General features: G+C 53.5%; 18 protein-coding genes. 6 read left to right on the top strand and 12 right to left on the bottom strand.

Translation table 11 applies throughout. The features are described 5' to 3' along the window. The first annotated feature begins 9 nt into the window (after nt 1–9). Together AC6RNO_RS24605 and AC6RNO_RS24600 are read left to right on the top strand one after the other, a co-directional pair. A complete protein-coding gene (locus tag AC6RNO_RS24605; RefSeq protein WP_488434535.1) occupies nt 10–1,446 on the top strand; it encodes an NAD(P)/FAD-dependent oxidoreductase in 1,437 nt (478 codons plus the stop codon). 139 nt (nt 1,447–1,585) lie between these two features. Then, on the top strand, nt 1,586–1,933 hold the full coding sequence (locus tag AC6RNO_RS24600; RefSeq protein WP_488434536.1) for a LytTR family transcriptional regulator DNA-binding domain-containing protein: 348 nt from the start codon (nt 1,586–1,588) through the stop codon (nt 1,931–1,933). A gap of 50 nt (nt 1,934–1,983) precedes the next feature. Here the strand turns inward: AC6RNO_RS24600 and AC6RNO_RS24595 are convergent, their stop codons facing one another. The 5 genes from AC6RNO_RS24595 to AC6RNO_RS24575 form a co-directional block, all read right to left on the bottom strand. After that, nucleotides 1,984–2,382, bottom strand: a complete 399-nt coding sequence (locus tag AC6RNO_RS24595; protein WP_474680312.1) for a hypothetical protein — start codon at nt 2,380–2,382, stop codon at nt 1,984–1,986. Between the two features lie 156 nt (nt 2,383–2,538). Continuing rightward, nucleotides 2,539–3,807: an MFS transporter gene (locus AC6RNO_RS24590; RefSeq protein ID WP_474680313.1), complete on the bottom strand. Its 1,269-nt coding sequence runs from the start codon at nt 3,805–3,807 to the stop codon at nt 2,539–2,541. Between the two features lie 17 nt (nt 3,808–3,824). Continuing rightward, entirely contained in the window at nt 3,825–4,295 is a 471-nt protein-coding gene (locus AC6RNO_RS24585; protein WP_474680314.1) for a MarR family winged helix-turn-helix transcriptional regulator, read from the bottom strand. A gap of 597 nt (nt 4,296–4,892) precedes the next feature. After that, nucleotides 4,893–5,978 carry a beta-propeller fold lactonase family protein gene (locus AC6RNO_RS24580; RefSeq protein WP_497107090.1) on the bottom strand — a complete coding sequence of 362 codons (1,086 nt, stop codon included), beginning with the start codon at nt 5,976–5,978 and terminating at the stop codon, nt 4,893–4,895. An 87-nt stretch (nt 5,979–6,065) separates the two neighbouring features. Beyond that, the gene (locus AC6RNO_RS24575) at nt 6,066–6,740 is read right to left on the bottom strand and encodes a DUF2238 domain-containing protein (RefSeq protein WP_497107116.1); all 675 of its coding nucleotides are present in this window, start codon (nt 6,738–6,740) and stop codon (nt 6,066–6,068) included. 274 nt (nt 6,741–7,014) lie between these two features. On the opposite strand from AC6RNO_RS24575, the gene AC6RNO_RS24570 reads away from it, so the two are divergent. After that, nucleotides 7,015–7,830, top strand: coding sequence for a glycosyltransferase (locus tag AC6RNO_RS24570; protein ID WP_497107089.1), 816 nt, complete (start codon nt 7,015–7,017; stop codon nt 7,828–7,830). Here the strand turns inward: AC6RNO_RS24570 and AC6RNO_RS24565 are convergent. Beyond that, complete coding sequence (locus AC6RNO_RS24565) at nt 7,825–8,667, bottom strand: helix-turn-helix transcriptional regulator (protein WP_474680318.1); 843 nt, start codon at nt 8,665–8,667, stop codon at nt 7,825–7,827. The two genes, AC6RNO_RS24570 and AC6RNO_RS24565, sit on opposite strands and share 6 nt — an antisense overlap. A gap of 120 nt (nt 8,668–8,787) precedes the next feature. On the opposite strand from AC6RNO_RS24565, the gene AC6RNO_RS24560 reads away from it, so the two are divergent. Together AC6RNO_RS24560 and AC6RNO_RS24555 are read left to right on the top strand one after the other, a co-directional pair. Continuing rightward, the gene (locus AC6RNO_RS24560; protein WP_497107088.1) at nt 8,788–9,792 is read left to right on the top strand and encodes a Gfo/Idh/MocA family protein; all 1,005 of its coding nucleotides are present in this window, start codon (nt 8,788–8,790) and stop codon (nt 9,790–9,792) included. Nucleotides 9,793–9,813: 21 nt separating this feature from the next. Continuing rightward, a complete protein-coding gene (locus AC6RNO_RS24555) occupies nt 9,814–10,758 on the top strand; it encodes an aldo/keto reductase (protein WP_497107087.1) in 945 nt (314 codons plus the stop codon). A gap of 51 nt (nt 10,759–10,809) precedes the next feature. Here AC6RNO_RS24555 and AC6RNO_RS24550 read toward each other — a convergent pair whose 3' ends face one another. After that, nucleotides 10,810–11,574 carry a TIM barrel protein gene (locus tag AC6RNO_RS24550; protein WP_497107086.1) on the bottom strand — a complete coding sequence of 255 codons (765 nt, stop codon included), beginning with the start codon at nt 11,572–11,574 and terminating at the stop codon, nt 10,810–10,812. 126 nt (nt 11,575–11,700) lie between these two features. On the opposite strand from AC6RNO_RS24550, the gene AC6RNO_RS24545 reads away from it, so the two are divergent. Beyond that, nucleotides 11,701–12,456 (top strand): DeoR/GlpR family DNA-binding transcription regulator, encoded by a 756-nt coding sequence (locus AC6RNO_RS24545; protein WP_474680322.1) that lies wholly within the window; start codon nt 11,701–11,703, stop codon nt 12,454–12,456. Between the two features lie 58 nt (nt 12,457–12,514). Here the strand turns inward: AC6RNO_RS24545 and AC6RNO_RS24540 are convergent, their stop codons facing one another. From AC6RNO_RS24540 to AC6RNO_RS24520, 5 genes are all read right to left on the bottom strand, one after another. Beyond that, nucleotides 12,515–13,753, bottom strand: a complete 1,239-nt coding sequence (locus tag AC6RNO_RS24540; RefSeq protein ID WP_497107085.1) for an MFS transporter — start codon at nt 13,751–13,753, stop codon at nt 12,515–12,517. Between the two features lie 112 nt (nt 13,754–13,865). Beyond that, complete coding sequence (locus tag AC6RNO_RS24535) at nt 13,866–14,303, bottom strand: OsmC family protein (RefSeq protein ID WP_474680324.1); 438 nt, start codon at nt 14,301–14,303, stop codon at nt 13,866–13,868. Nucleotides 14,304–14,333: 30 nt separating this feature from the next. Beyond that, on the bottom strand, nt 14,334–16,055 hold the full coding sequence (locus tag AC6RNO_RS24530; protein WP_497107084.1) for a methyl-accepting chemotaxis protein: 1,722 nt from the start codon (nt 16,053–16,055) through the stop codon (nt 14,334–14,336). A 46-nt stretch (nt 16,056–16,101) separates the two neighbouring features. Then, nucleotides 16,102–16,296, bottom strand: a complete 195-nt coding sequence (locus tag AC6RNO_RS24525; protein WP_474680326.1) for a hypothetical protein — start codon at nt 16,294–16,296, stop codon at nt 16,102–16,104. Nucleotides 16,297–16,551: 255 nt separating this feature from the next. After that, nucleotides 16,552–21,747: a glycoside hydrolase family 78 protein gene (locus AC6RNO_RS24520; protein ID WP_497107083.1), complete on the bottom strand. Its 5,196-nt coding sequence runs from the start codon at nt 21,745–21,747 to the stop codon at nt 16,552–16,554. Nucleotides 21,748–22,133 lie beyond the last annotated feature (386 nt).

Below are 22,133 nucleotides of genomic sequence, written 5' to 3'. Positions count from 1 at the left end.
AGACTGAACATGAGCGAATATGATTTCATTGCGGTCGGCGCAGGCCCGGCCGGAATTTTTGCCTGCTACGAGATGACCCTTCGCAAGCCCGGGGCAAGAGTGCTGCTCGTGGACAAAGGCCACGATATTTACCGCCGCAGCTGCCCGATTTTGGAAAATAAAATCAAGCTGTGCCCGCCCCCGGCGGGGAAAAAAGATTTCTCCGGCTGCCTGCCGGCCTGCTCCATTACGGCAGGATTCGGCGGCGCCGGCGCTTACAGCGACGGCAAATTCAACATCACCACCGAGTTCGGCGGGTGGATGACCGATTATTTGGCTCCGTCCCAGGTGCTGGAGCTCATCCATTACGTCGACGGGATCAATTTGCAGCACGGTGCGGCGCCGGGCATTACGGATCCGACGACCGAGGCCGTCAGAAACATCGAGCAGCGCTCCTATGCCGCAGGGCTCAAGCTGCTGCGCGCACAGGTCCGGCATCTCGGCACCGAGCAGAATTTGCTCATCCTGCAGTCCATTTATGAATATTTGAAACCGCGCATCGACATGCAGTTCAAAACCGAAGTGGAAGACATCATTACGGTCAAAAGCGGCAGCAAGCACGAAGTCCGGGGCATTCGCCTGAAAGACGGTACGGAAATACACGGCAGCCACGTCATGCTCGCCCCGGGCAGAGACGGTTCCGCCTGGCTGACGCAGGTGTTCAAGCAGCGCCGCCTGAGCATGCACAACAATCAGGTCGACGTCGGCGTGCGCGTCGAAACTTCCGATGTCGTCATGCGCGAAATCAACGAGCATTTGTACGAGGGCAAATTTATTTTCAACACGTCCGTCGGTACGCGCGTCCGCACGTTTTGCAGCAACCCGTCCGGTCACGTCGTCGTCGAAAATCACAGCGGCGTCATGGCCGCTAACGGCCACTCGTTCAAAGATCCGGCGCTCGGGTCGGGCAATACGAACTTCGCGCTGCTCGTCTCGCACAAATTTACCGAGCCGTTCGATAAGCCGAACGAGTACGCCCGGGAAATTTGCAAGCGTGCCAACGATTTGTCCGGCGGCGGTGTCATCGTGCAAAAGTTCGGCGACATCCTGCGCGGCCGCAGATCGACCGTCGATCGCATCCGCGAAGGCTTCCTCGAGCCGACTCTCAAGGAGGCCGTTCCCGGCGACCTGGGGCTGGTGCTGCCCTACAACACCATGAAAAGCCTGATCGAAATGATTCATGCGCTGGAAAAGGTCACGCCCGGCATCGCCGCGGAGCATACGCTGTTCTATGGCGTCGAGGCGAAATTTTACTCGGCGCGTCCGCGATTAAGCGAGGAATTCGAGACCGAGATTCAAGGTTTATTTTGCGGAGGGGACGGCGCAGGAATTACGCGGGGATTGGCCCAAGCAGGCGCAGCAGGCGTCTGGATCGCACGGAATGTGCTGAAGCGATTTTCGGCATAAGCAGTTTCGTAAAACGACAAAGCCTTCCTCACGGAGGGCTTTTATATTAGGTGAAAAGCCCTTTTACATTACTGAAAAATGTGCTAAAATGAAAGCGTTAACATTTGAGTCGTTCACATTAAAATGAGGGGGAATACACATGAATGTAGCGCTCAGTTCAAGAAACAGTTATGAAGACTTTGTTCTGGAAAAAGATATTATGTTTTTCCGCGTCGGAGAACACGGTCTCGTCAGCTTTCACGGCAAAAACTATAACATAAAAAAACGCATGTCCACCGAGCAGCTCAGCGCGCTGATCGGGAACGCCGCATTTTTCAAAGCGAACACAGACTGTTACGTGAATATTAAAAAAATCGCCGTCGTTCAGGAAGGCAAAGTATTTTTCGAAATGAAAGGCGCGGATTCCAAGTACGCTCCCATCACGAAGCTGCGGCAGCACCGTTTAAAAGAAATATTGCAAAGAAATGCGGAGCCCCTCAATTTGTAAAAAAGCGAAGGAGCCGGCGAACTAGCGCCGACTCCTTTTTGCTATCTATTTTATGAGATTTTCGCCATTGTTTCGTGCTTGTGCTCGCGCAAAAGGAACCTGACGTATTCCACGGTCGTATCCTTGACTTTCCTCGCTTCTTCGATCGTCGCAAAGCCGTACTCCGCATGGTCGGTCGCCCCGTATTTGCGCAGTTCCTCGGGATTCATGCCAAGTGTGGAAAAATTGTTCACCAGCTCAAATTGCGTGTTCGCATCCGCATGTTTCACGAAGATGTCCTTCGTAAAAAACGAGCCCTGCTTTTCCACCTTAAAGATGACGCGAAAAGGCTTCTCCTTGTCCGAAACGAAACATTTAATGACAACGTCGATTTCCATCGTTCTGTAATCATCCGCCGCCGCAGGTTCCTGCTTCGATGGTTGAAACATTTTCTTCAAAAAATCAAACATGGTCTTTCCTCCGTTTCCGACATGAATCTACAGCCTATTGTAGAGGATTCGGACAAATTTGACAACCCAAAAAATGGATCGGTCGCAAAAAACTTATTGACCGCTTCTCTTGCCCGTTCAGTCTGAAAACGCCAGCAGGCTTGCTTGCAGCTTCTTCTAGGCGTGCTTCGCTTCCTCAATCAGCGGCTGGACGCCGCTTTTTCCGCGGTATTTCAAAATAATTACCAAGCTCAGCACCGCGCTCAAAATGCCGCAGCAAAGAAACGCGCCGCCCGCGCCGAATCGGTCCGCCACATACCCTGCGATCAAATTGCCGATAGGCGTCGATCCGGCGAATACGAGGGCATAGACGCTCATCACCCGCGCCCTGAACTCATCTTTGGCATGCATTTGCAGCGCGGAATTGCTGTTGGTCGAAAACAAAATATTGAAAAATCCCGTCATCGCCAGCGCGATCCCGCACAACACGACGGATTTGCTGAGCCCGTTCAGCACGAGACAGCCCGCTACAACCATGCTGCAAATAATGCTGAGCGTAAGACGCGGCCCTTTTTTGCTGCGCAGCGACATCGTAAGCGCCCCGATGAAAGAGCCTGCTCCGAGACAGGACATCAAAGTTCCGTACGTCGTCTCCCCGAGGTGCAGCACATCTTTCGTAAATACGGGAATGAGCACATTGAAGTTAAAAGCAAGCGTTCCGATTACGGTAACGAGCAGAAGCGTCTGCGACAGCAGCGGGTCCTTCGCGATGTAGCGGAGACCGTCTTTAATTTCTTTAAGCACGTTTTCGCTTGATTTCTTTTCGCGCACATAAGGGGTCGCCTTAATTTGCAGCAAACCGTACAAAACGGCAAGAAAGCTGAGCCCGTTGAGCAAAAAACACCAGCCCGCCCCGAAGAAAGCCATCATGACCGCGCCGATCGAAGGGCCGACGATTCTGGCCATATTAAACGTAGTGGAATTCAGGGCGATTGCGTTCATCAAATCTTCCTTACCGACAATTTCGATGTTGAACGCCTGCCGCGTCGGCATATCGAACGTGTTGTTCAGACCCAGCAGCAGCGCAAGCACCAGGATGTAGCTGTACCGCACGGTATCGGTAAATACGAGGATCGCCAGCGTAAAAGCAAGCAGCATCGAGATCGTCTGCGTCACGATCAAAATGTTTTTCTTCGGGAACTTGTCGATGACAACGCCCGCGAACAAGGAAAACAAAAGAATCGGAGTGAATTGAAAAGCGCCCACAAACCCGAGCAGCAGAGGGGAGCCGGTCAAGGTCAGCACGAGCCACGACTGTCCGATATTTTGCATCCAGGTGCCGATCAGCGAAACGCATTGTCCGAGCCACAAGTAACGGTAATTCCGGTGAGTCAAAGCATGAAAATGCCGGTCAATAATCGAAGCCCCGGTAAGCCGAATATTCATTGCGAACACCTGCCCTGCTAGCTTGATGTTGATTTTTCGGGGGAATCCGAACATTCCGCGGCAAACCGCGCCGCATTGTTCCCCATTTTTTCCAAAATCGTAAGAGCGAGCTGCTTCTCTTCTTCCGTCAGGCCGAAAGTCAACCTCTCCCTCCAATCCGTCAAGACGTTTCGCACGTCTTCCTTAATGCCGAGCGCCTTCTCGGTCAGGTGGACATGATTGCACCTTTTATCCTTTTCGCTGACGCTCCGGGTGATGTATCCCTGCTCTTCCAGCTTTTTGAGCGCTTTCGCCGTTGTACCTTTGTCGATCTTCAAGTAATCGGAAATCTCTTCCTGCGTCAGGCCGTCTTCCTTGTAGAGCGCGTTGAGAAAAATATGCTGCCCTCTGCCGATGTCGTAATCTTTCAGGCGATCGCCTATATACATTTGGCCGTAGCGGTACAACAGCGATACCCATCGCGGTATCGAATTTTTGGCGTCAATCATACGTTCCCTCCTTTCACCGATTAGTTGCACTTGCCACTAATTCAGCATACGCCTGATTAGTTGTAAATGCAACAGATATTTTTACAAAAAAATAACATTTGGGCGTTTTAAATGACGGTTATGCTAGTCTGAGCCTATGTATACGATGAAAAACCTGCATTTTTGCAGGAATGTTTCGCTGCCAGTGTATCGACGAGCAAAAAACTCACTTTCCAGGCAGCCCAAAAACCCCGCGTCAGAGGCGATAACCAGAAACTGCCTGGCTGCACGAAGAAAACCTGCAAAAATACATGAATTTGCGTCCTTGATCGCTGGCCACGAACAATTCCTGCAATTGTGCAGGTTTTTCAGCGGGGATAGGGGTTCAGGCTCAACTTTCAGCGAAAATCCCTGTACTTTTGCAGGCTTTTCGTCCAAATAAGCCATTTTCAGAGGAAAAACCTGCGCTTTCGCAGGTTTTTCCCTACCACGAGTTACCACGGTTTCAGTCGGTTTACCACAATATAGGGGCGTCTCGGTTCGTTACATGCAGAAAAGCCTCTGAGGAGCACGTTTAAGACTTGAACGGTTCTTTACAGTTTGAGTCGCATCCGCGCGCTACAAAAACTTGATGCATACCGGGTGCGAAATGCCGAGCGACTGACCGGTATCGGTCAGCCGGCCTGTTGCCGCATCGACGCGGAACACCGTGATGCGGTCCGAGTCCTGATTCGCCGCGAGCAGGTAATCCCCCTGCGGCGTCAAAGCAAAATTGCGCGGCGTCCGCCCCAGCGTCGCCTGCACCTGGACGAGCGACAGCGCGCCCTGCCGCTCGTCCACCGCGAACACCGCGATGCTGTCATGCCCGCGGTTGGACGCATAAAGAAAGCGGCCATCCGGTGACAGATGGATGTCCGCGCATATGTTCTTGCCGGAGAAACCGGCCGGCAATGTCGAAACGCTCTGCAGCGGGATCAGCGTGCCCGCTGCCGCATCGTATTGCAGCGTCGTCACGGTGCAATCCAGCTCATTTACCGCATACGCGAAACGGCTGTCTGCGCTGAAAACGAGGTGCCGCGGCCCGGCGCCGGGCGTCAATGCCGCTTCGCCGTGCGGCTCCAGCTTGTGCCCTGCCGCGTCGACGGCCGAGATCACGAGCCTGTCGAGGCCCAGGTCGGCCGAGATCGCGTAGCGGTTGTCCGAGTCCACTATGATCGAGTGGGCGTGCGGCGCTTCCTGACGCTCGGCGTTCGGCCCGAGCTCGCCCGCGTGCTTGTGCAGCTGGCTGTGGGCCATCAGGCTGCCGTCTTCCGCAACCGGGAACACGGTAACGCTGCCTCCCAAATAGTTGGCGACGTACACGTTCCGGCTCGTCCGGTCCACGCTGACGTAGCACGGCGCCGCGCCATGCGCCGGCTGCTCGTTCAGCTTCGTCAGCCTGCCGGTCCCGACGTCGATCTTGTAAGCGGCGGCAGCTCCTCCGTACATGCCGTTGTACGTTTCCGTTTCGCTGACCGCATACAGCCTCGACCGGCGATGATCGACCGCCAAAAAAGAAGCGTTCGGCAAATCGTCATAAGTCTCCAAAATGCCAAGCTCGCCGGTACCGGCATCAAACGAACACAACGTAATTCCGATCCTGCTGCCGGCATCCGTATAGGAGCCCGCGTACCATTTATACACGTTTTCATTCGATTCTGCCATAAAGCAGCCTCCCAGCCTTTGTTCCATTTTGTCCCAATCATACAAACCTGTCACTCATTATATCCGATATCGCTCATAAATGCTTCTTTACAGCCTAGGCCGTTTCTTATCGTATCCGCCCTGTATTTTCCGCCCGATTCGTCCGCACATTGCCGTAATGAGCATCGCTGCGATCGAGCCGTACAAGGCCAATTCCATATCGTGCTGAGCGTCCCACGGGTCGCCTTGGGTTCCCAGGAACAAGGTCCCGATTTCCGGCGCGACGATGTTCGCCACCCACATCTCGATCAACTCATAAAATGCCCCGCTGGCCAGCACGATCGTACAAGTCAGCGTATACAGCCATTCTTTGCCGAGTCCTGTCCGCGCTTTCAACACTTCCCGAATCGGATAAGCCAGCAGCAGCCCATAGCTAAAATGAACCAACCGGTCGTAGTGGTTGCGTTCCGTATGAAACCACTCTTTCATCCATGCGCCGGCCAGCGTTTCATTATAAGCATAATGGGCGCCCCACACATGAAGAAACAAAAACAAGGCGATCAACACATAGGACAAATTGGAAAAAACGAACCGACGGTAAGTGCCTGCGAGCAGCAGCAGTGCGGCCCAGACCAACAAATTTTCCAAAAACCAGTCAAACCTGCTGGAAGGCTCCGCGGCCAGCCATGTCCATACTGAGACAAATACAACGATGACAGCATGCAGCATCCAGTTTACTCTAAACGGAATTTCCCGGTTCAGCCATACTCCGCGCTTCGGCATCTGTTTCACGGTTCGGTCCCCCCCTGCTCTGAAGTTCTTAAGACAAGGGTACCCCGCCGGTCCGGGTTGCCGGAAGTACTAACTTTTAGTAGTACTAAACAGGAAGCTGCAGCTTATCCATGCCAAACAGCCTGCGGCCGTTTGGGCCAGGCTGCTTGCCGATCCTTATGGAACCTCTGTCTATCCACGGTTTCGCTGGCATATTGCAAAAGCGTTGACTATAATGAAACTGAACCGCTTCACAACCAAAGCCCTAACAGGAGGTGCTCCGCTTTTGCCGTCCGCAGAACCGTTAGTTTCCGTCATAATACCAACTTACAACCGGCCCCTGGAGCTGGCTGAACTGATCGAATCGTTATCTGCGCAAACTTATTCGAACCTGCAAATCATCGTTGTCAACGACTGCGGGGAGCCGGTCGATTTCATTCAAGGCTTGTACCCGGAGCTGCACATTGAAGTTGTCAACATGCCCCGCAATCTCAAGCACGTCCATGCCCGTAACCGCGGGCTGCAGGAAGCGCGCGGCGATTACATCATGCTTTGCGATGACGACGACGTGCTGCTGCCCGTTCACGTAGAGCGAATGCTGCAGGAAATCGCGGATTGCGATCTTGTATACACAGATGTCGAGATTTTCGACTATGTAATCGAAGACGGAATCCGCCGGCCGACCAGCCGGTTCGTATTCGCCTACGAGTTCGATGTGCCGGCGATGCGCAGGTTTTCCACCTTTTTCTCGTCAGGCTGCCTGTTCCGCCCGCAGTTGATCGACGCCCTGGGCCCTTTTGACACCGAAATGTTTCATTACTGGGACTGGGACTTTTTCCTGCGCGCCGTAGAGCGGTTCCGCGTCAAGCGGGCGCCTGTCGCCAGCGTTCTCTATGCCTTCTCCCAGCAGGGCGGCAACATGTCCGGCCAGCTTGACAATATGCGGCCTTACCTGGACAAGCTGTCCGCCAAGCATGGGCTCGGCGAGCTCCCGACCAAAAACTTTTTCCTGCTGCTCGAAGAGCCGGAAGTCAAGAGCCGCCAAGCGGCGACGGAACTGCTTTGGGACGGCCGGCCGATCCGGTCTCGCCTCCGCTCATAGCCGCTTCGGATACAAACTTCGAAATTCGCTGGGCGTCATCCCCTCATGCTCGTGAAAGCGCTGGTTAAAATAACTGGCGCTGGGATACCCCGCTTCTCTGGCGATATCCTTGACGCTGCAATGCTCCTGCTCGATCAGCCGCTGCTTCGCGTACTGCATGCGGCAGAGCGTAATGAACGAAAGCGGCGTCATCGAAGTCGCCTTGCGGAACAGCTTGCAAAAATAGTGCGGACTGACTCCCGCACGCTCCGACCATTCCTCCAGCACAAACGGCTCGCACGCTTTTTGCTGCATCTCGGACAGCAGCGCCAAAATCCGGTCGATCGACTCCGTTCCTCTATTCGCTCCCGTAAGCGGCGCGGCATAGCTCATAAATTCGGCGAGAATCGTATACGTGAGCGAAGTCAGCTTCGTCGTCCGCAAAATGCTGTTCGCCTCCGCTTCCAGCAGCAGTTCATCCATCGCCTCCTCCAGCTCGCTCCACCGCTTCAACGTCCAAAGATTGCGAAAAAAACCTTTCTCCAGCAAAAACTCCTTCAAATGATCCCCGTAAAAATGCACCCAGCGCACGTCCCACGGGTCTTCCTTGCTGCTGTAATAGTTCTGCTTCTGCAGCGGATAAAACAAAAAGGCGTCGCCCCTTTGCAGCGTATGCGCCGTACCGTCCAGTACTACGTATCCTTTGCCGGCGGTCACGAAGTGCAGGCTGTAGCTGGCCCACGCGCCTTCAGCACGATCCACGATATGATTCGGCACATTTCTGTACCATCCGACGGATTCGGGAAAAATAAAGTATGGCGAGTTTTGCAGCGTTGGCAGCATCACATGTCTGGACATACATCCTCCTGATGACAATATTACGCTATCTAATGCAATATATTATTATATTCATTTTAATCAACTGCTTTTATAATGACAATATAACGCTATCAAAAAAAGAATGGAGTGTTGTTTTTCATGTCAAAACTACGCTGGGGCATTTTGGGCTGCGCCAACATCGCCATCCGGGCTTGCATTCCGGGCATCCGCCAGTCGGAAACGGGCGAAGTAGCTGCGATCGCAAGCCGCGATTTGGACAAATCGCAAAAAAACGCCGAGTCTTTAAACATCCCGAAAGCTTACGGCAGTTACGAAGAGCTCATCGCCGATCCCGATATCGACGCCGTGTACATACCGCTGCCGAATCATTTGCATAAAGAATGGACCATTCGCGCCGCCGAAGCCGGCAAGCATGTGCTTTGCGAGAAGCCTGCCTCGCTTACGGCCGCTGAAACGGAAGAAATGATCGCCGCCTGCGCCAAAGCCGGCGTACATTTCGCCGAAGCGTTCATGTACCGGCACCATCCGCGCTACGAACGGATCCGCGAAATTATCGCATCCGGCGAAATCGGCGAGGTCCGGGGCATTCACGGCACTTTCACGTTCAACAACCCCGGAGCCACAGGGAACGTCCGCTTTGACAAGCAAATGGGCGGCGGCTCGCTGTACGATGTCGGCTGCTATCCGATCAGCGCGGCAAGACTCATTCTCGGACGAGAGCCGGAAGCGGTTACAGCTCACGCCTTTTTCTCGCCGCAGCATGACGACGTCGACATGGTCATGTCCGGGCTCGTCGAGTTCAGCGGCGGCGTCGCGCTGACGTTCGATTGCGGCATGTGGGCGAATTTCCGCAACACCGTGGAAGTGCTGGGAACGACAGGCCGCATCGAGGTTCCGTCCGCCTTTATTACGCCTACGGAGGAGAGCGGGCATTTCATCGTATGGAATGCCGACGGCCGCCGCGAAGAGAAAGCCCCGTTCCTGAACCAATACGCGCTCCAAGCCGACGATATGGCCTATGCGGTATGGGGCAAAAAGCCTCAGCGCTTTGCTCCTTCCGATGCGGTCCTGAATATGAAAGTGATCGATGCTTGTCTGCAATCAGCCAGGGAGCGAAGCCGAATCGTTCTCTCTCACTCATAATCGGAAAGGTTGGGAAACGCGATGAAACATATCCAAATCAACGGGCTGAACAAGCCTGTCTCCCAGCTCATCATGGGCTCGGATTTTTTCAGGCTGGACAATGGCGACGAAGTGAGTCAAATTTTGGAGCATTATTTGGCGATCGGCGGAAATACGATCGATACGGCCTTTATCTACTGCGGAGGGGAAAGCGAGCAAGCCCTCGGCATTTGGCTGGACGCGATGAACAACCGCGAACAGATCAATATTTTTACAAAAGGCGCGCATCATGACCAGAACGGCCCGCGCGTGAACCGCGAGGCGATTCGCAGCGATTTGCTGACGAGCCTGGAGCGGCTGCGCACCCCTTACGTCGATTTGTACGCTCTGCACCGCGACGATCCAGCGACTCCGGTCGGCGCGATTATCGAAGCGCTGAACGAACAGGTGGAAGCCGGAACGATCCGCGCATTCGGCGGTTCCAACTGGACGCACCAGCGCATTCAGGAAGCCAACGAATATGCCGCACAGCACGGTCTGATCGGCTTCAGCTTCAGCAGCCCCAACCTCAGCCTCGCCAAGGCGAACGAGCCGTTCTGGGCAGGCTGCGTGTCGGCCGACGAGCACACCTTGCAGTGGCATGCGGCGAATCAGTTTCCGCTGCTCTCCTGGTCTGCGCAAGCGCGGGGCTTTTTCAGCGGCAGGTTCACGCCCGACATCCGGGACAATGCCGATCTCGTGCGCGTATTTTACAGCGATGCCAACTGGGAACGGCTTCACCGCGCCGAGCAGCTGGCTGCCGAGAAAGGCGTTACTACGATTCAAATCGCGCTCGCTTACGTGCTGAACCAGCCGTTCCCGGCGTGCGCGCTGATCGGTCCCCGCAGCGAAGCCGAAATGCTGTCGTGCAACGCCGGCGCGCAGCTGGTATTAACCCCGCAGGAGCTCGCATGGATCGACTTGACGCAGGAAGCGTTAAAAGCGTGAAACAAACCGCCCCGGATTGCATGATTCCGTGCAATCCGGGGCGGTTTTCCGTTACAGCCTAGCGAGAATATCGTTTTTGAACTGCTCGACAGCTTGATCCGTATCGATCGTGTAGCCGCACTCCAGTCCTACAAAACCGTCGAACCCTGTATCTTGAATCGCTTTCAAAATATTCACGTAATTGAGCTCGCCGGTTCCCGGCTGCTTGCGTCCCGGATTGTCCGCAATATGATAATGGCTAATGCGCTCCCGGTAGGCTGTCGCGTTGCGAATCACGTTGCCCTCCGTTATCTGTTGGTGATACACGTCGAACACCAGCTTGACCCGCTCGCTGCCCACGGCGTCAATCACTGCCGCCGCTTCGTCGGAGCGCTGCAAATAATGGCCTGCGTGATCGACCAGCCCGTTGAGCGGCTCTATTTCCAGCACGATGCCCGCGTCCTCAAGCAGCGGCACGCACTGCTTCAGCGTCTCAATCATCGCTTCCCGCTGCAGCTCCCTGGGGACGCCGGCTCTTTCGCTGCCGGTCTGGGTAATAATCGCCGGGATGTTCAGCCGGCGGCACGCTTCGATCGTCTCGCGAAGAGCGCTTACATAAGCTTCTCTGTAAGCCGGATCAACCAGATTGAACACCTTTGTGCAGGTGCTGATGATGCCCACGCCGATCCGCTCCTGCTCCGCAGCAAACCGCTGCAAATCGCCAAGCCCCCACCACTGGTACAGCTCCAAACCGTCAAACCCGTGCTCCTTAACCTTTTCCAAATGATACACTGCATCTTTACCCGGATACGCTCCGATGCAAAGGGAATACTTCAATGCCCGACACCCCTTTCCCAATCTATCTACAGCTTATCCGATGATGGACGTTTTATCAATCGGCATGATAAGATACAAGTAAGCGTTACCGCTATTAAGGAAAGCTGTTACTCTTTAGGAGGGCCCATGGGAAAGACTGACATTCGCCGGGATGCGATTATGCAGATCATTAAAGATAAAGGCTCCATCGCGCTGACCGACATTGTGCAGCAGTTCGCCGTTTCCGAAGCTACCGCCAGGCGGGACCTCGAAATTCTCGAACAGGAGAAACGGTGCATCCGCACTTTCGGCGGCGCCGTACTGGAAAGCTTGAAGGTAGAAGTGCCGTTTTTTAAAAAAATGGACCTGTATACCGAGGAGAAAAAAGAAATCGCCGAGAAAGCGGTCCGCTTGATCGAGGACGGTGACATTATCGGGCTGACCGGCGGCACGACGACGACGTTTATCGCCAAAAAGCTCAACCAATTCAAAAACTTGACCGTCATCACCAATGCGGTCAATATCGCATACGAGTTGATCGGCACGCCCAGTCTGCAGCTCATCGTTACAGGCGGCGTTATCCGGACGCAGACGTTCGAGCTCTCCGGCCCGCTGGCTAATGCGACGCTGGACAATCTCAGCATCCGCAAAACGTTTCTGGGCGTAGACGGGGTTTCCTTGTCCCGCGGTATGATGATTTACAACGAGCTGGAAGCGGAAACGAACCGCTGCATGATGCGCAGGTCCATGGAAACGTATCTTGTGGCCGATCATTCCAAATTCAGCCGCAGCTCCTTGTTCGTCATCGGCGATGTCCGCGAGACGACCGGCATTTTGAGCGACTCTGCCGTATCCCGCGAGATGATGGACGCTTACCAGGAAGCGGGAGCGCCTTTTCTGTAAAACAAAAACCTCGATCTTCCACGGCCGATGCCGTCGAGATCGAGGTTTTTTCAATTTTTTAAGATGCCGTCTGCGCTTCCGGACTTCCCTCGCTCTGCGATTGAGGCCTGTATTTCAACGAAGGCAGCATCACGATGACACCGATAACAAATAAAGCTGCGGAAGCCAGATAGATCGAATTAAGCGGAAGCAGTGCCTTCAAATAACCCGCCAAGCTCATCGTAATGACCATCGCTCCCATAAAGAGCGGGTTCAGGATGCCATTTACCCTGCCAACAAAAGCTTCATCCGTGTAGCCGAGAATCATCGTACTGATGCCGATTTGAATGGCCGGCATGACGAAGCCCGAGCAGAACTGGGCGGCAAGCGCAAGCCATAACAGATGCGTATTGCCCATAACCGAGATCGTAACGATGCTGACGACCATGCCTGCGACAAGCATCGCCTGGGGCGTCATTTTTTTGCTGAACCCCATCGTCAAAGCGCCGCCCATAATCATCGCGACGCCGTTAGTCGCAATAAACCATTGCAGATTCTCTTTGGGCAGGGACAGATTTTCCGTCACGATGTAAAGACCGAGCGGACTGATCAGTCCGAGTCCCAGTCCTGCGACGGCGAAGCATCCGCCAAGCATCAGCAGTATTTTGCGCTTGAACACGTACCTGAAGCCTTGCGCCATCTCATTGAAAATATGCGTAGGCTCCTGCTTTTCGGAAGATTCGGTTTGGCGGTCCGGCGGCAGAAAAGTAAGAACGAGGGCGGAGATCAGAAAGCAGACGCCCATAATGCCGACGCCGACTTCAATGCCGAAATGGAAGTAGACGAAGGTGCCCAAGATCGGACCGAGTATCATAAATATCGCGAACATCGATTGGTACATGGACATGCCCAACTGGATTTGCGATTCCGGCACATGGAGCTTGAACAACTTCATACCGGACGGCTGGGAAAATTGCGACAAAATCGAAGATACGAGCGTTGCAAAGAAAATCGCTTTCCAGGAACCGTAAGCGAGCGTGAACATAACGACGAACACCGAAACCGCGCTAAGTATATCGCACCATACCATCGTCAGCTTGGGCCGCCAACGGTCGGCAAACGTTCCGCCGATGAATGAGAACAAAAAGATCGGTGCATATTCGGCGACGGAGATTAATGAAACCGCATAAGGATCATTTCCCGTTTGATCCGTAACGTAAAGCAGTACGGCAAAATTGCGGACCCAAATGCCGATCTGGAGGAACAGGCCTGACAGCAAAATCGCCTGGACGAAACGGTTGGCAAAAAAAGTACGCATGCTTGGCGCCTGGGTTGATGCAGACTGTGACATAAATGAAAAAGCACCCCTTTCCATCCCAGTCTATCCAATGAGGGGGGCCAGCGTCTAGTGAATGAAGTCATATGACCGGTCACATGAAATGCAGCTCCGGTTCGACGACGATGTCGACGTTTCCTTTGAGCGCCTTGCTGATCATACAGGTTCGCTCCGCGCGAACGGCCGCTTTGCGGAGCTTATCCGCCTGCTCCGGCATAAAACCTGCAGGGACGGCGATAACCGGTTTGTGGACGATTTTGTCGACCTTCATCGCCGGGTTTGCGGCTACAAACAGCTCCGATACAAGCTCAAGCCGTTCAATTCCTTGCCGCTGCACGAGCGCCGCCAGCGAAATGAGATAGCAGGCCGCGGCCGCTCCGAGCAGCAGCTCTTCCGGATTGCTTCCGACGCCCGGACCGGCAAGCTCCGCCGGTACGGAAATTGCGGTGTCCAGCTTGCCCGAAGCAAGCTCTCCGGCGCCATGCAAACCTCCCGACCAACGGGCCGCCAATTCAAACCGATGAATGCCCATACTTGCCGCTCCCCCCTGTCCCTGTAGACGTTAAACTTTAAAACGATCGATCAGCTGTCTGAGCTCCGCCGACATCGCTTTGAGCGAATCCGCGGATTGGCTTACCTCGTTCATGGATACCAGCTGCGAGCCGGAAGAGTCCGCGATTTCCCGGAAATGCTGTGCCGCGTGCCGCGAAATGCGCTCCAGCTCGTCGACGGACGCGGCCGCTTCTTCGGAGCCGGCCGATACTTCCTCCGACGCGGCGGAGACGTCCTGGAGCTGCGCGGTCATCCGCTCCAGCCCGGCGACAATGTCGCCGAACGCGCCGCCGGCGTCCCGGACGATGCCGAGGCCGGCCTGCACTTCCGCCGAGCTCGCCGCCATGCTGGCAGACAGCGAGGCCGTCTGCTCCAGGATCGCCTCGATCAGCTCGGCGATCCGCTGTGAGGAAGCTTGCGACTGATTCGCAAGCTTCCTCACCTCCTCGGCCACGACAGCGAAGCCGCGGCCGTTCTCGCCCGCGCGCGCCGCTTCGATCGCCGCGTTCAGCGCCAGGAGATTGGTCTGCGACGCAATCTCCGCCATCATCGAGACGATCTCGCCGATTTCGCCGGATCGTCCTTCCAAATGCTTCGTTGCGGCGGCCATGTGCGCCGACGTCGTCACGATCGCCTCCATCCGGCTGACCGCCGTGACGATGGAGGCGTTGCCGCGGTGCGCATCCCGGGTCGTCTGCTTCGACACTTCCGCGACGATGGAGGCCGATTCGGCGATGCGCTGCATCCCGGATGTCATTTCCTCCATCGCCTTGGTCATTTCCGCCGCGTGCCGCACCTGCGTCTGCGCGCCTTGCGACGCCTCCCGGATGTTCGCCGCGATCGCATGGCTCGCCGATGTCGTATGGCGCGCGTGATCCGCCACGCCTACCGATGCGCCGAGCAGCTTGTCCGAGCTGCCGCGAATCCCCCGGATCACCGTCCTCGTGTCGGATACCAAAAGCCCGAAAGCCGCCGCCAGCCCTCCGATCTCATCCTTGCAGTTCACTGGGATTTCGACCGTCATATCGCCTTCGCCGACTTTGGCCACCTGCGCAGTCAGCCTGATTAACGGCCGCGTCAAGTAGCGGGCCAGCCCGAACACGACCAGCATGCTGACGGCAAAAACGCCCGCCGCGACGCCGATCATCGTCTTCCTGGAAGCATCCATCAATGCGTAAACTTCCGTCGCATCCAAATCGGCCCCGACGACGCCAAGCAGCTTGCCGTCCTTCCCTTTAAACGGCACATAGGCGGTAATCGTCGCTCCGAACTCATCCCTGGACAAATCGCCGATCATGACCTGTCCTTCCTCGAACGCCTTGATCATCCCCGGATAGCCATGCCCCTCTTCGCTCCCCAAAGGCGAAAAATCCCCGTCCTTCGCATCGGCCGGAGCCCCGTCCACCATATAAACGTAGGAGGCTTTCCCGTCTTTTTCCGTTTTTCCGAGCGTGTATACATATTTGAAGCCGTTCGTTTCCCGCAATGCATTAAGCTCCGCACGCAGCTTTTTATAATATTCCGTTTCCGCTCCGGACTTGAGGCTCAGGCCCGCATACGCTTCCGCATCGATCAGCTTGGCCGCGCGTTCCGCTACGGCCTTTGCCTGAAGTCCCATGGAATTTTCCACCAACTTGCCGGAAGAGCGGTACAGCGTAAATCCGAGAACCGTTCCCGCAATCAAAATAAGACCCGAGAAAAACAAAACCATGCGTGCCAACAAACTGTCCAACCTGCAAAACTCCCCTTCCTAATCCCTTATGCTTTTTGACATTATTCTACATGAAACCGTTCTCTTTGCCCAATGTTTTTTGGAAATTTCCGGCATCAAAAACATACTTCCGTATAGCAAATAAAAGCCGCTTCTTCATCCTGCCGGACAAAGAAACGGCCTCTTTATAAAGTTGATATTCATGAATTTGCATAAGAAGCGTGTCTGAATCAAAACAACGAAAGCCCTGCCTCTCTTCCATCCTTGCGGCTCCGATGACCGCGCCAGTGAGAATTGTCTAACAAACGCCTGCCGAAACACCGTAACGCCTGCCTCGGGTTTACCTGTAAATGAGCATCTTGCGCGTAAGGAGAAAGAAACATGGAAGGGAATTGCTTTCATCTCGCTAAACATTTTAAAGGGGTAAATGAGGTTTTGGTACGAAGTGTTTATATACTTCATTTATATCAATTTATATATAATACTACGTACCATATGCAATTGTCAACACCCTCATTCATTGAACCCGATGAACGCCAACGGTTTTGTTTGCGCTGCCGATGATACGGACGGCAATATCCTCCGTTCGCACGACTCCGTTCATGTAACGGATTTGAAAATGAATCGTCTGCAGCCCTTCAGGCAGCCCCGCGGTAAGAGAAAGAAATCTTTCATCGAACAGCTGCCCTCTGAATGAAGCAGGGTCGGCCGGATCGGGCGCTAATTTGGCGGATACATACAAAGAATGGCCGTCCTGCCCTGTCGTATCAATCCAGGCCAAAGCTTCGGCAACCGGAGCCGGGGAGCTTCGGGTCGAGACAACGAATATTTCGCCCGAATAAAAGTCCTTCGGATGCTCGGTCGTTCGGTGCCCTTTGCTTTCATGGTAGGCGAGCCATCGATCCGTATAAGTCACATCCGATTGAATCGTTAACGGTGACGCCGCGACGATTTTTTCCGCGTGAGCCGACGCATATCCGTCGGAAACCGTCAACGATACTGTGTAAGGACCCGGTATGCCAAAAAGATAAGCTGCGTGCTGTGTCCTGAACACGGCAACGTCTCCACTTGGAGTCGAAATCTTCCATTCGTAAGTTAACGGATCGCCGTCGGCATCCGACGACAGATTCGTAAAATGAACCCAATCCCCTTCCCATACGGGCTTCGGCGACCAGTCAAAATCAGCGGCAGGAGGCCGATTGATGTACATCCAGGTCTGTTCGGAGTACGGGGACCAGACATATCCGTCAAAAACACGAACGCGAACACGCAGCTTTTGGCCGGCCGGCAAATCCGCAGGCACCGCCCACGTCCCCGTATTGGAAACGGTCCCCTGCCAGTGCTGGCCGGAATCGAGGATCATCTCGTCATTAGCTTCATTCGTCACCTGAATTTGAAAGTACGTAAACGTTGTCCCCGGATCAGGGTCAGTCTGCCGCCACTGCAGCGTCGGCCGCAAGCTGTTAACAATCGTTGGATTGGCTTGCGTTCCATCCGGAACGGTCATCGCCGCCACCGGCGGACGATTGGTAACCATCCAGCCGATATTCGACCAACCGGACCAGACAAGACCGTCATTGACCCTGACGGCGGCTTGATATTTTTGACCGAGCTGCAAGCTTTGCGTTAGCGTCCACTGAGCGGTTGATGCTGTTGTCCCTTGCGGTTGAACTCCGGAAGCGGCGGCGACATTGCCGCCCTCGTCCTTGACGATGACCTCGTACGCTGCAAAAACAGTGCCCGCATCGGGATCCGTCTGATTCCACGTAATCGTAGGGGTCAGCGTGTTCACGTAGCTTGGGCTTGCTTGCGTTCCGTCCGGGAACGTCAGGACCGCTGCCGGCGGATTGTTCGCAACCGGCACGCTTACATTGATGCTTTGATCGTACCAATCGCTCCAAAGCCCATCCTCCTGCATGACGGCTTCGCTGATGACGTAAGTGCCGTTTTGATTCGGCCGGCTCGGGAATCCGTAGGCCGCAGTGCCGTCAGGCGCCGTATACTTCCACAATCGGCCGAAAATACCGCGGCTATTTTCATAGCCGGCTTGAACGTTTGTCGTGCTGAGCCAGTGGTCCGGATCGTAGCTTTGATCCGTATATCCCAGCGTATGGTCCGCGTTTTCATACACCGTAAAAAGGGCAACCGGCAGACGAACCGCCTTGACGTACTGTGTGTACGGCTCCGACAATTTGCTGTAGGAGCTGAACGTTCCGTCCGCATAAGTGTAAGGCCGCGGCGACGGGTCGTCCGCAATTTGATAATCGACCTTAAAATACCCGACGCGATAAAGCGAAGCGTTTGGCGAACCGATGACCTGATTATCGTATGAGTTGGCCGGAGGCGCATCCGAGTAGCCGTCCCCTGCATCAAGATATTTGTATGGCTGCTCATTCGTAAATGTCCATTTCACCGTTTCCGGCCGCGCCGGATCGCCTTCCGGATCGTTGTAATTTACCGAGTACTGTATCGGATTGCCGACGACGACGACGTTGCCCAAATATTTCGTACCCGGTCCGTCCAGAACGGTAACGTTTTTAAACTCCGTACCCGCCTTAGTCGCATAAATCCCGTACATGCCGTTCTCGGCAATTGCCCGGTCGTATACATCGATGATCAATGCCCCGTTCACATAAACTTTAATATGGTCGGCAGAAACTTTGATTTTGCCGTTAGCAAAGGTATACGCCGGGATCGGAAACGCCTTCGATTTGATGACCGTCCGAACGCCGTTTACATAAGCGACGAGCGAGGTGGTATTCGTGTCATTTTCAACCCGATAAAAATTCAAACGGTCTTTCATCCGGAAGGAAAATCCGGCCGTCTCGTTCGCCTTCGTTGCACCGGAAAACTTAAACGCGTAGGTGAACTCGCCATTTTGATTGTTGGCCGCCGGGTTATACAGCTGTCCGGACGTGAAATAAGGTTCTTTCCCGGCAGTAGACGTAAGCGAACCGCTATAGTAAAACTCTCGATCATCGTAATAGGTGTGCGCTCCTCCTCCCGACGCCCTTGACTGCCAAATCGTGTGCACTTGCAGTACCAATCCGCCGTCATTGACGATGTTCAGAGCTTGTATGTACGTCCCAACGTCCCAATAATCGCCGGCATCATTGCTTCCGTGTGCGAACGAGCCCACAGTCATAGTTTTGGTTAAAGTGCCATTGTTTAGATTGATTTGGGTTAATTGAACGGTTCCCCCGGTAGCCACGGCACAATATAGCTGCCCGTCTTTTGTTATGGCATAAGCTCCATGATTGCCGGCTGTAACTTTGCAAGCGTTGGCAGGGACCGACCAAACGAGATTTCCGTCCCAATCGTATGCTTTGCCTCCCGATGTGACAATCAGATTCTTGTACGTTCCGGCAATGGTTTCCCTGTAAGTCAACTGAGCTTTTTGCAGGCGACTGCCATCGGAACCATTTCGGATATACAACCAGGATTCCATGATAGTTGGTGCATATGTCGGTTGATCTGTTATGACATAAGCGAACTTGGACAAGTCAGGACTCACGGCTGTAATTTTGCTTGGCGTAATATGGTTGCGAACATCGCCGAAGTTCCAATGATCGGTATCCGTCGATAAAACCGCCCATTGCTGAACACCATCGACGTTTTTGACGTAATAGGCGCCGGAAACAGAATAAAACGGGATCGCTCCGCTGTGGTTGTCTGAGCGCAAGCCGGATGGATCGTTGTAATTTGATGCTTTATCCGCACAAAAATTGGAGCATTCCCATTCTAATTTTGCAGAACTTGCAACCGTGTAGGGCTGGCTCAAATCAATTCCGTTATACGGGACATTGTTATTAGTCAAAATCGGTACATCGTAGACAGCCGCGTTCTTTAGCGTTCCGCTGCTTGTTTTATACCAGTTGGAACCGGTCGTCATATCGCCATCTAACGAAGTTCGCGAATACCCGAGCAGCGCGTCTATAGAGATCGGCGTCGGCAAGCTTAGTGCCGGAGGATTGTACGCCCCTGCCATCGTAAACGTGGCATTCGGTGAATCATTGTCAACTTCGAAGTAGACTGTCTTCGAAGCGGATTTTTTATACCCCAAACCTTCCTGAATAAATATATCCATCTTGCACTTGCCCACCCGCGTTGGCGTATAAAAAATATATCCGCTTGCGTCCTTGGAAACCGTTATAGACGTTTCATCTGCATAGGAACCGTCATTGTTCGTATCACAGGTGATCTTATTCGTATGGACTGCGATCGGATCATCGTCCGGGCTGTAACTGGTATCCTGAAATACCATTTGGTTTCCGCGCATTCCTGTGCCCGGGTTCACGATCTGAACGATAGGCGGCAAATCGGGCTGCACGGGGAGAATTTTGACAGCAGGTGCCAAAGAGCAAAATCCGGCACTATCGCAAACATCCAATTGAATCGTATAATCGCCGGGGCTTGCATAATAAGTCGAGTACGTGCCGTGCCAATCGAAGCTGACGATTGAATTTCCTTTTGGGCTGTAGCTGGAGACTCCGCTAATGAGCGGAGTAAATGTTCTGCCCTCTACGACTTTGGGCGGAATAGAGATTACAGGTATCGGATTCGGGTACGTCACATCCACATTAGCCGTTACTTTTGACGTGTTGCCGCAATAGTCCGTCGCATAGACATCGATGGAATGCATACCGATCTCAGCTGCCGTCAATATCATGCTGAAGCCAAAAGAATAGCGATCATCGTGCGTGTACGGGCTGCCGTATAGGTCCACATATTTTTTTAGCCATGCATCTTTTGCCGCTGCGCTGGCCCAATCCCATGTAAAATAAAAGGCATCGCCGTCCACATCCCGCGGATACGGAGGGTCCGACTGATTATCGTAAATGATTTGCAAGTCCAGCCAATCGCCGGGAAACGCTTTTGTGACCGCATTCACTGCCCCGCTGTTCCCGTGGTTAACAAAGCCCGCTTTGAATACCGGCGGTTGATTGGAAGGGGTGCATGAAGCCGGCGTAGTAATCGTAAACGTCTTCGGTCCGATTGTTTGGACGGTGCCGCATGACGTTACAACCTTGAGTATAACCGAGACGGTTCCTACTCCGATCCCTCCGGGATAAGGCGGGCCATTAAAGCCTTGGTTGCTGGCTTGTGTATTTGTGACAGACCAAGTTGAACTTCCTTGCGTGACGGTCCATGTGACGGTCTGGAGCGTGCAATCTTGACCGCCTGTTATGGAAACCGTTGGATAAAAGGTATTGGATTGACCGAAAGGCATCGTGGATTTTTCGATGGTAAAGTTGGCCGTTACAACCTCAGGGCCTCCCCCTCCGCCGCCTCCACTGCAAGAAGCAGCGGGTGTAACCGAATATGATTTGCTGTTATCCGCCGTATCGCTCTCTCCGCTTACGGCATCAATGATGACAGCTACCGAATAGCTTGACGTTCCTCCGAATGTCTTGGTAAAAGTTTCAGTTTTACTCGATGACGCTGCTAACCCTGAATAACTAAACGTTTTGAACGTCAATCCGTCAATCAGTACTTTTACGTTGAAGGAAGAAGTTACGTTCGTTCCACCCGAGTTGGAAAAGGTGAAAGTAAACGTTGCCGCTTTACCCGCTTCAACACAGGAGGGCAAAGCCATATGAATATTGCCCAAGTTCGGAGGGCCTGTTGCGTTCTCATAAGAAATTTCAATATGATCGGGATATTTATAGGTTTTTGATTTTAGATTGACTGTGAATGCGGCGTAGTAAACCATTACCTTTGCTCCGGGTAAAGCTAATTGCTTTACATAATCGGATTCGTAATTCAGATCTTGTTTGTAAAAAACTTCATAATAATCTGATGTTATACCTTTCGTTTCAACATAGTGGGTTGTTGTTAGATCGGTAAAACCACTTGGTATTCCTTCAGGACCATCAATAGCAATATTACTTAATACATTCGCAGTTGCCTTAATATCAGAAACATTAACAAGTGTTGAAGGAATTTCTGTCGAGCTATTTTCAATTTTATAGGGTTTTATTCGATTAGCTTTAAGTGATAGTCCGGCTCCTGCACAATTCGGACTTGAAGGCATTAGATACCCATTTACGTTTTCCGTGTAATCACGGCCCGAGTGGTTTACACAACCAGTTGCCCCAT

The sequence above is a fragment of the Paenibacillus sp. sgz302190 genome (genome assembly GCF_059820445.1).
This window is presented reverse-complemented; position numbering and strand designations above follow the sequence as displayed.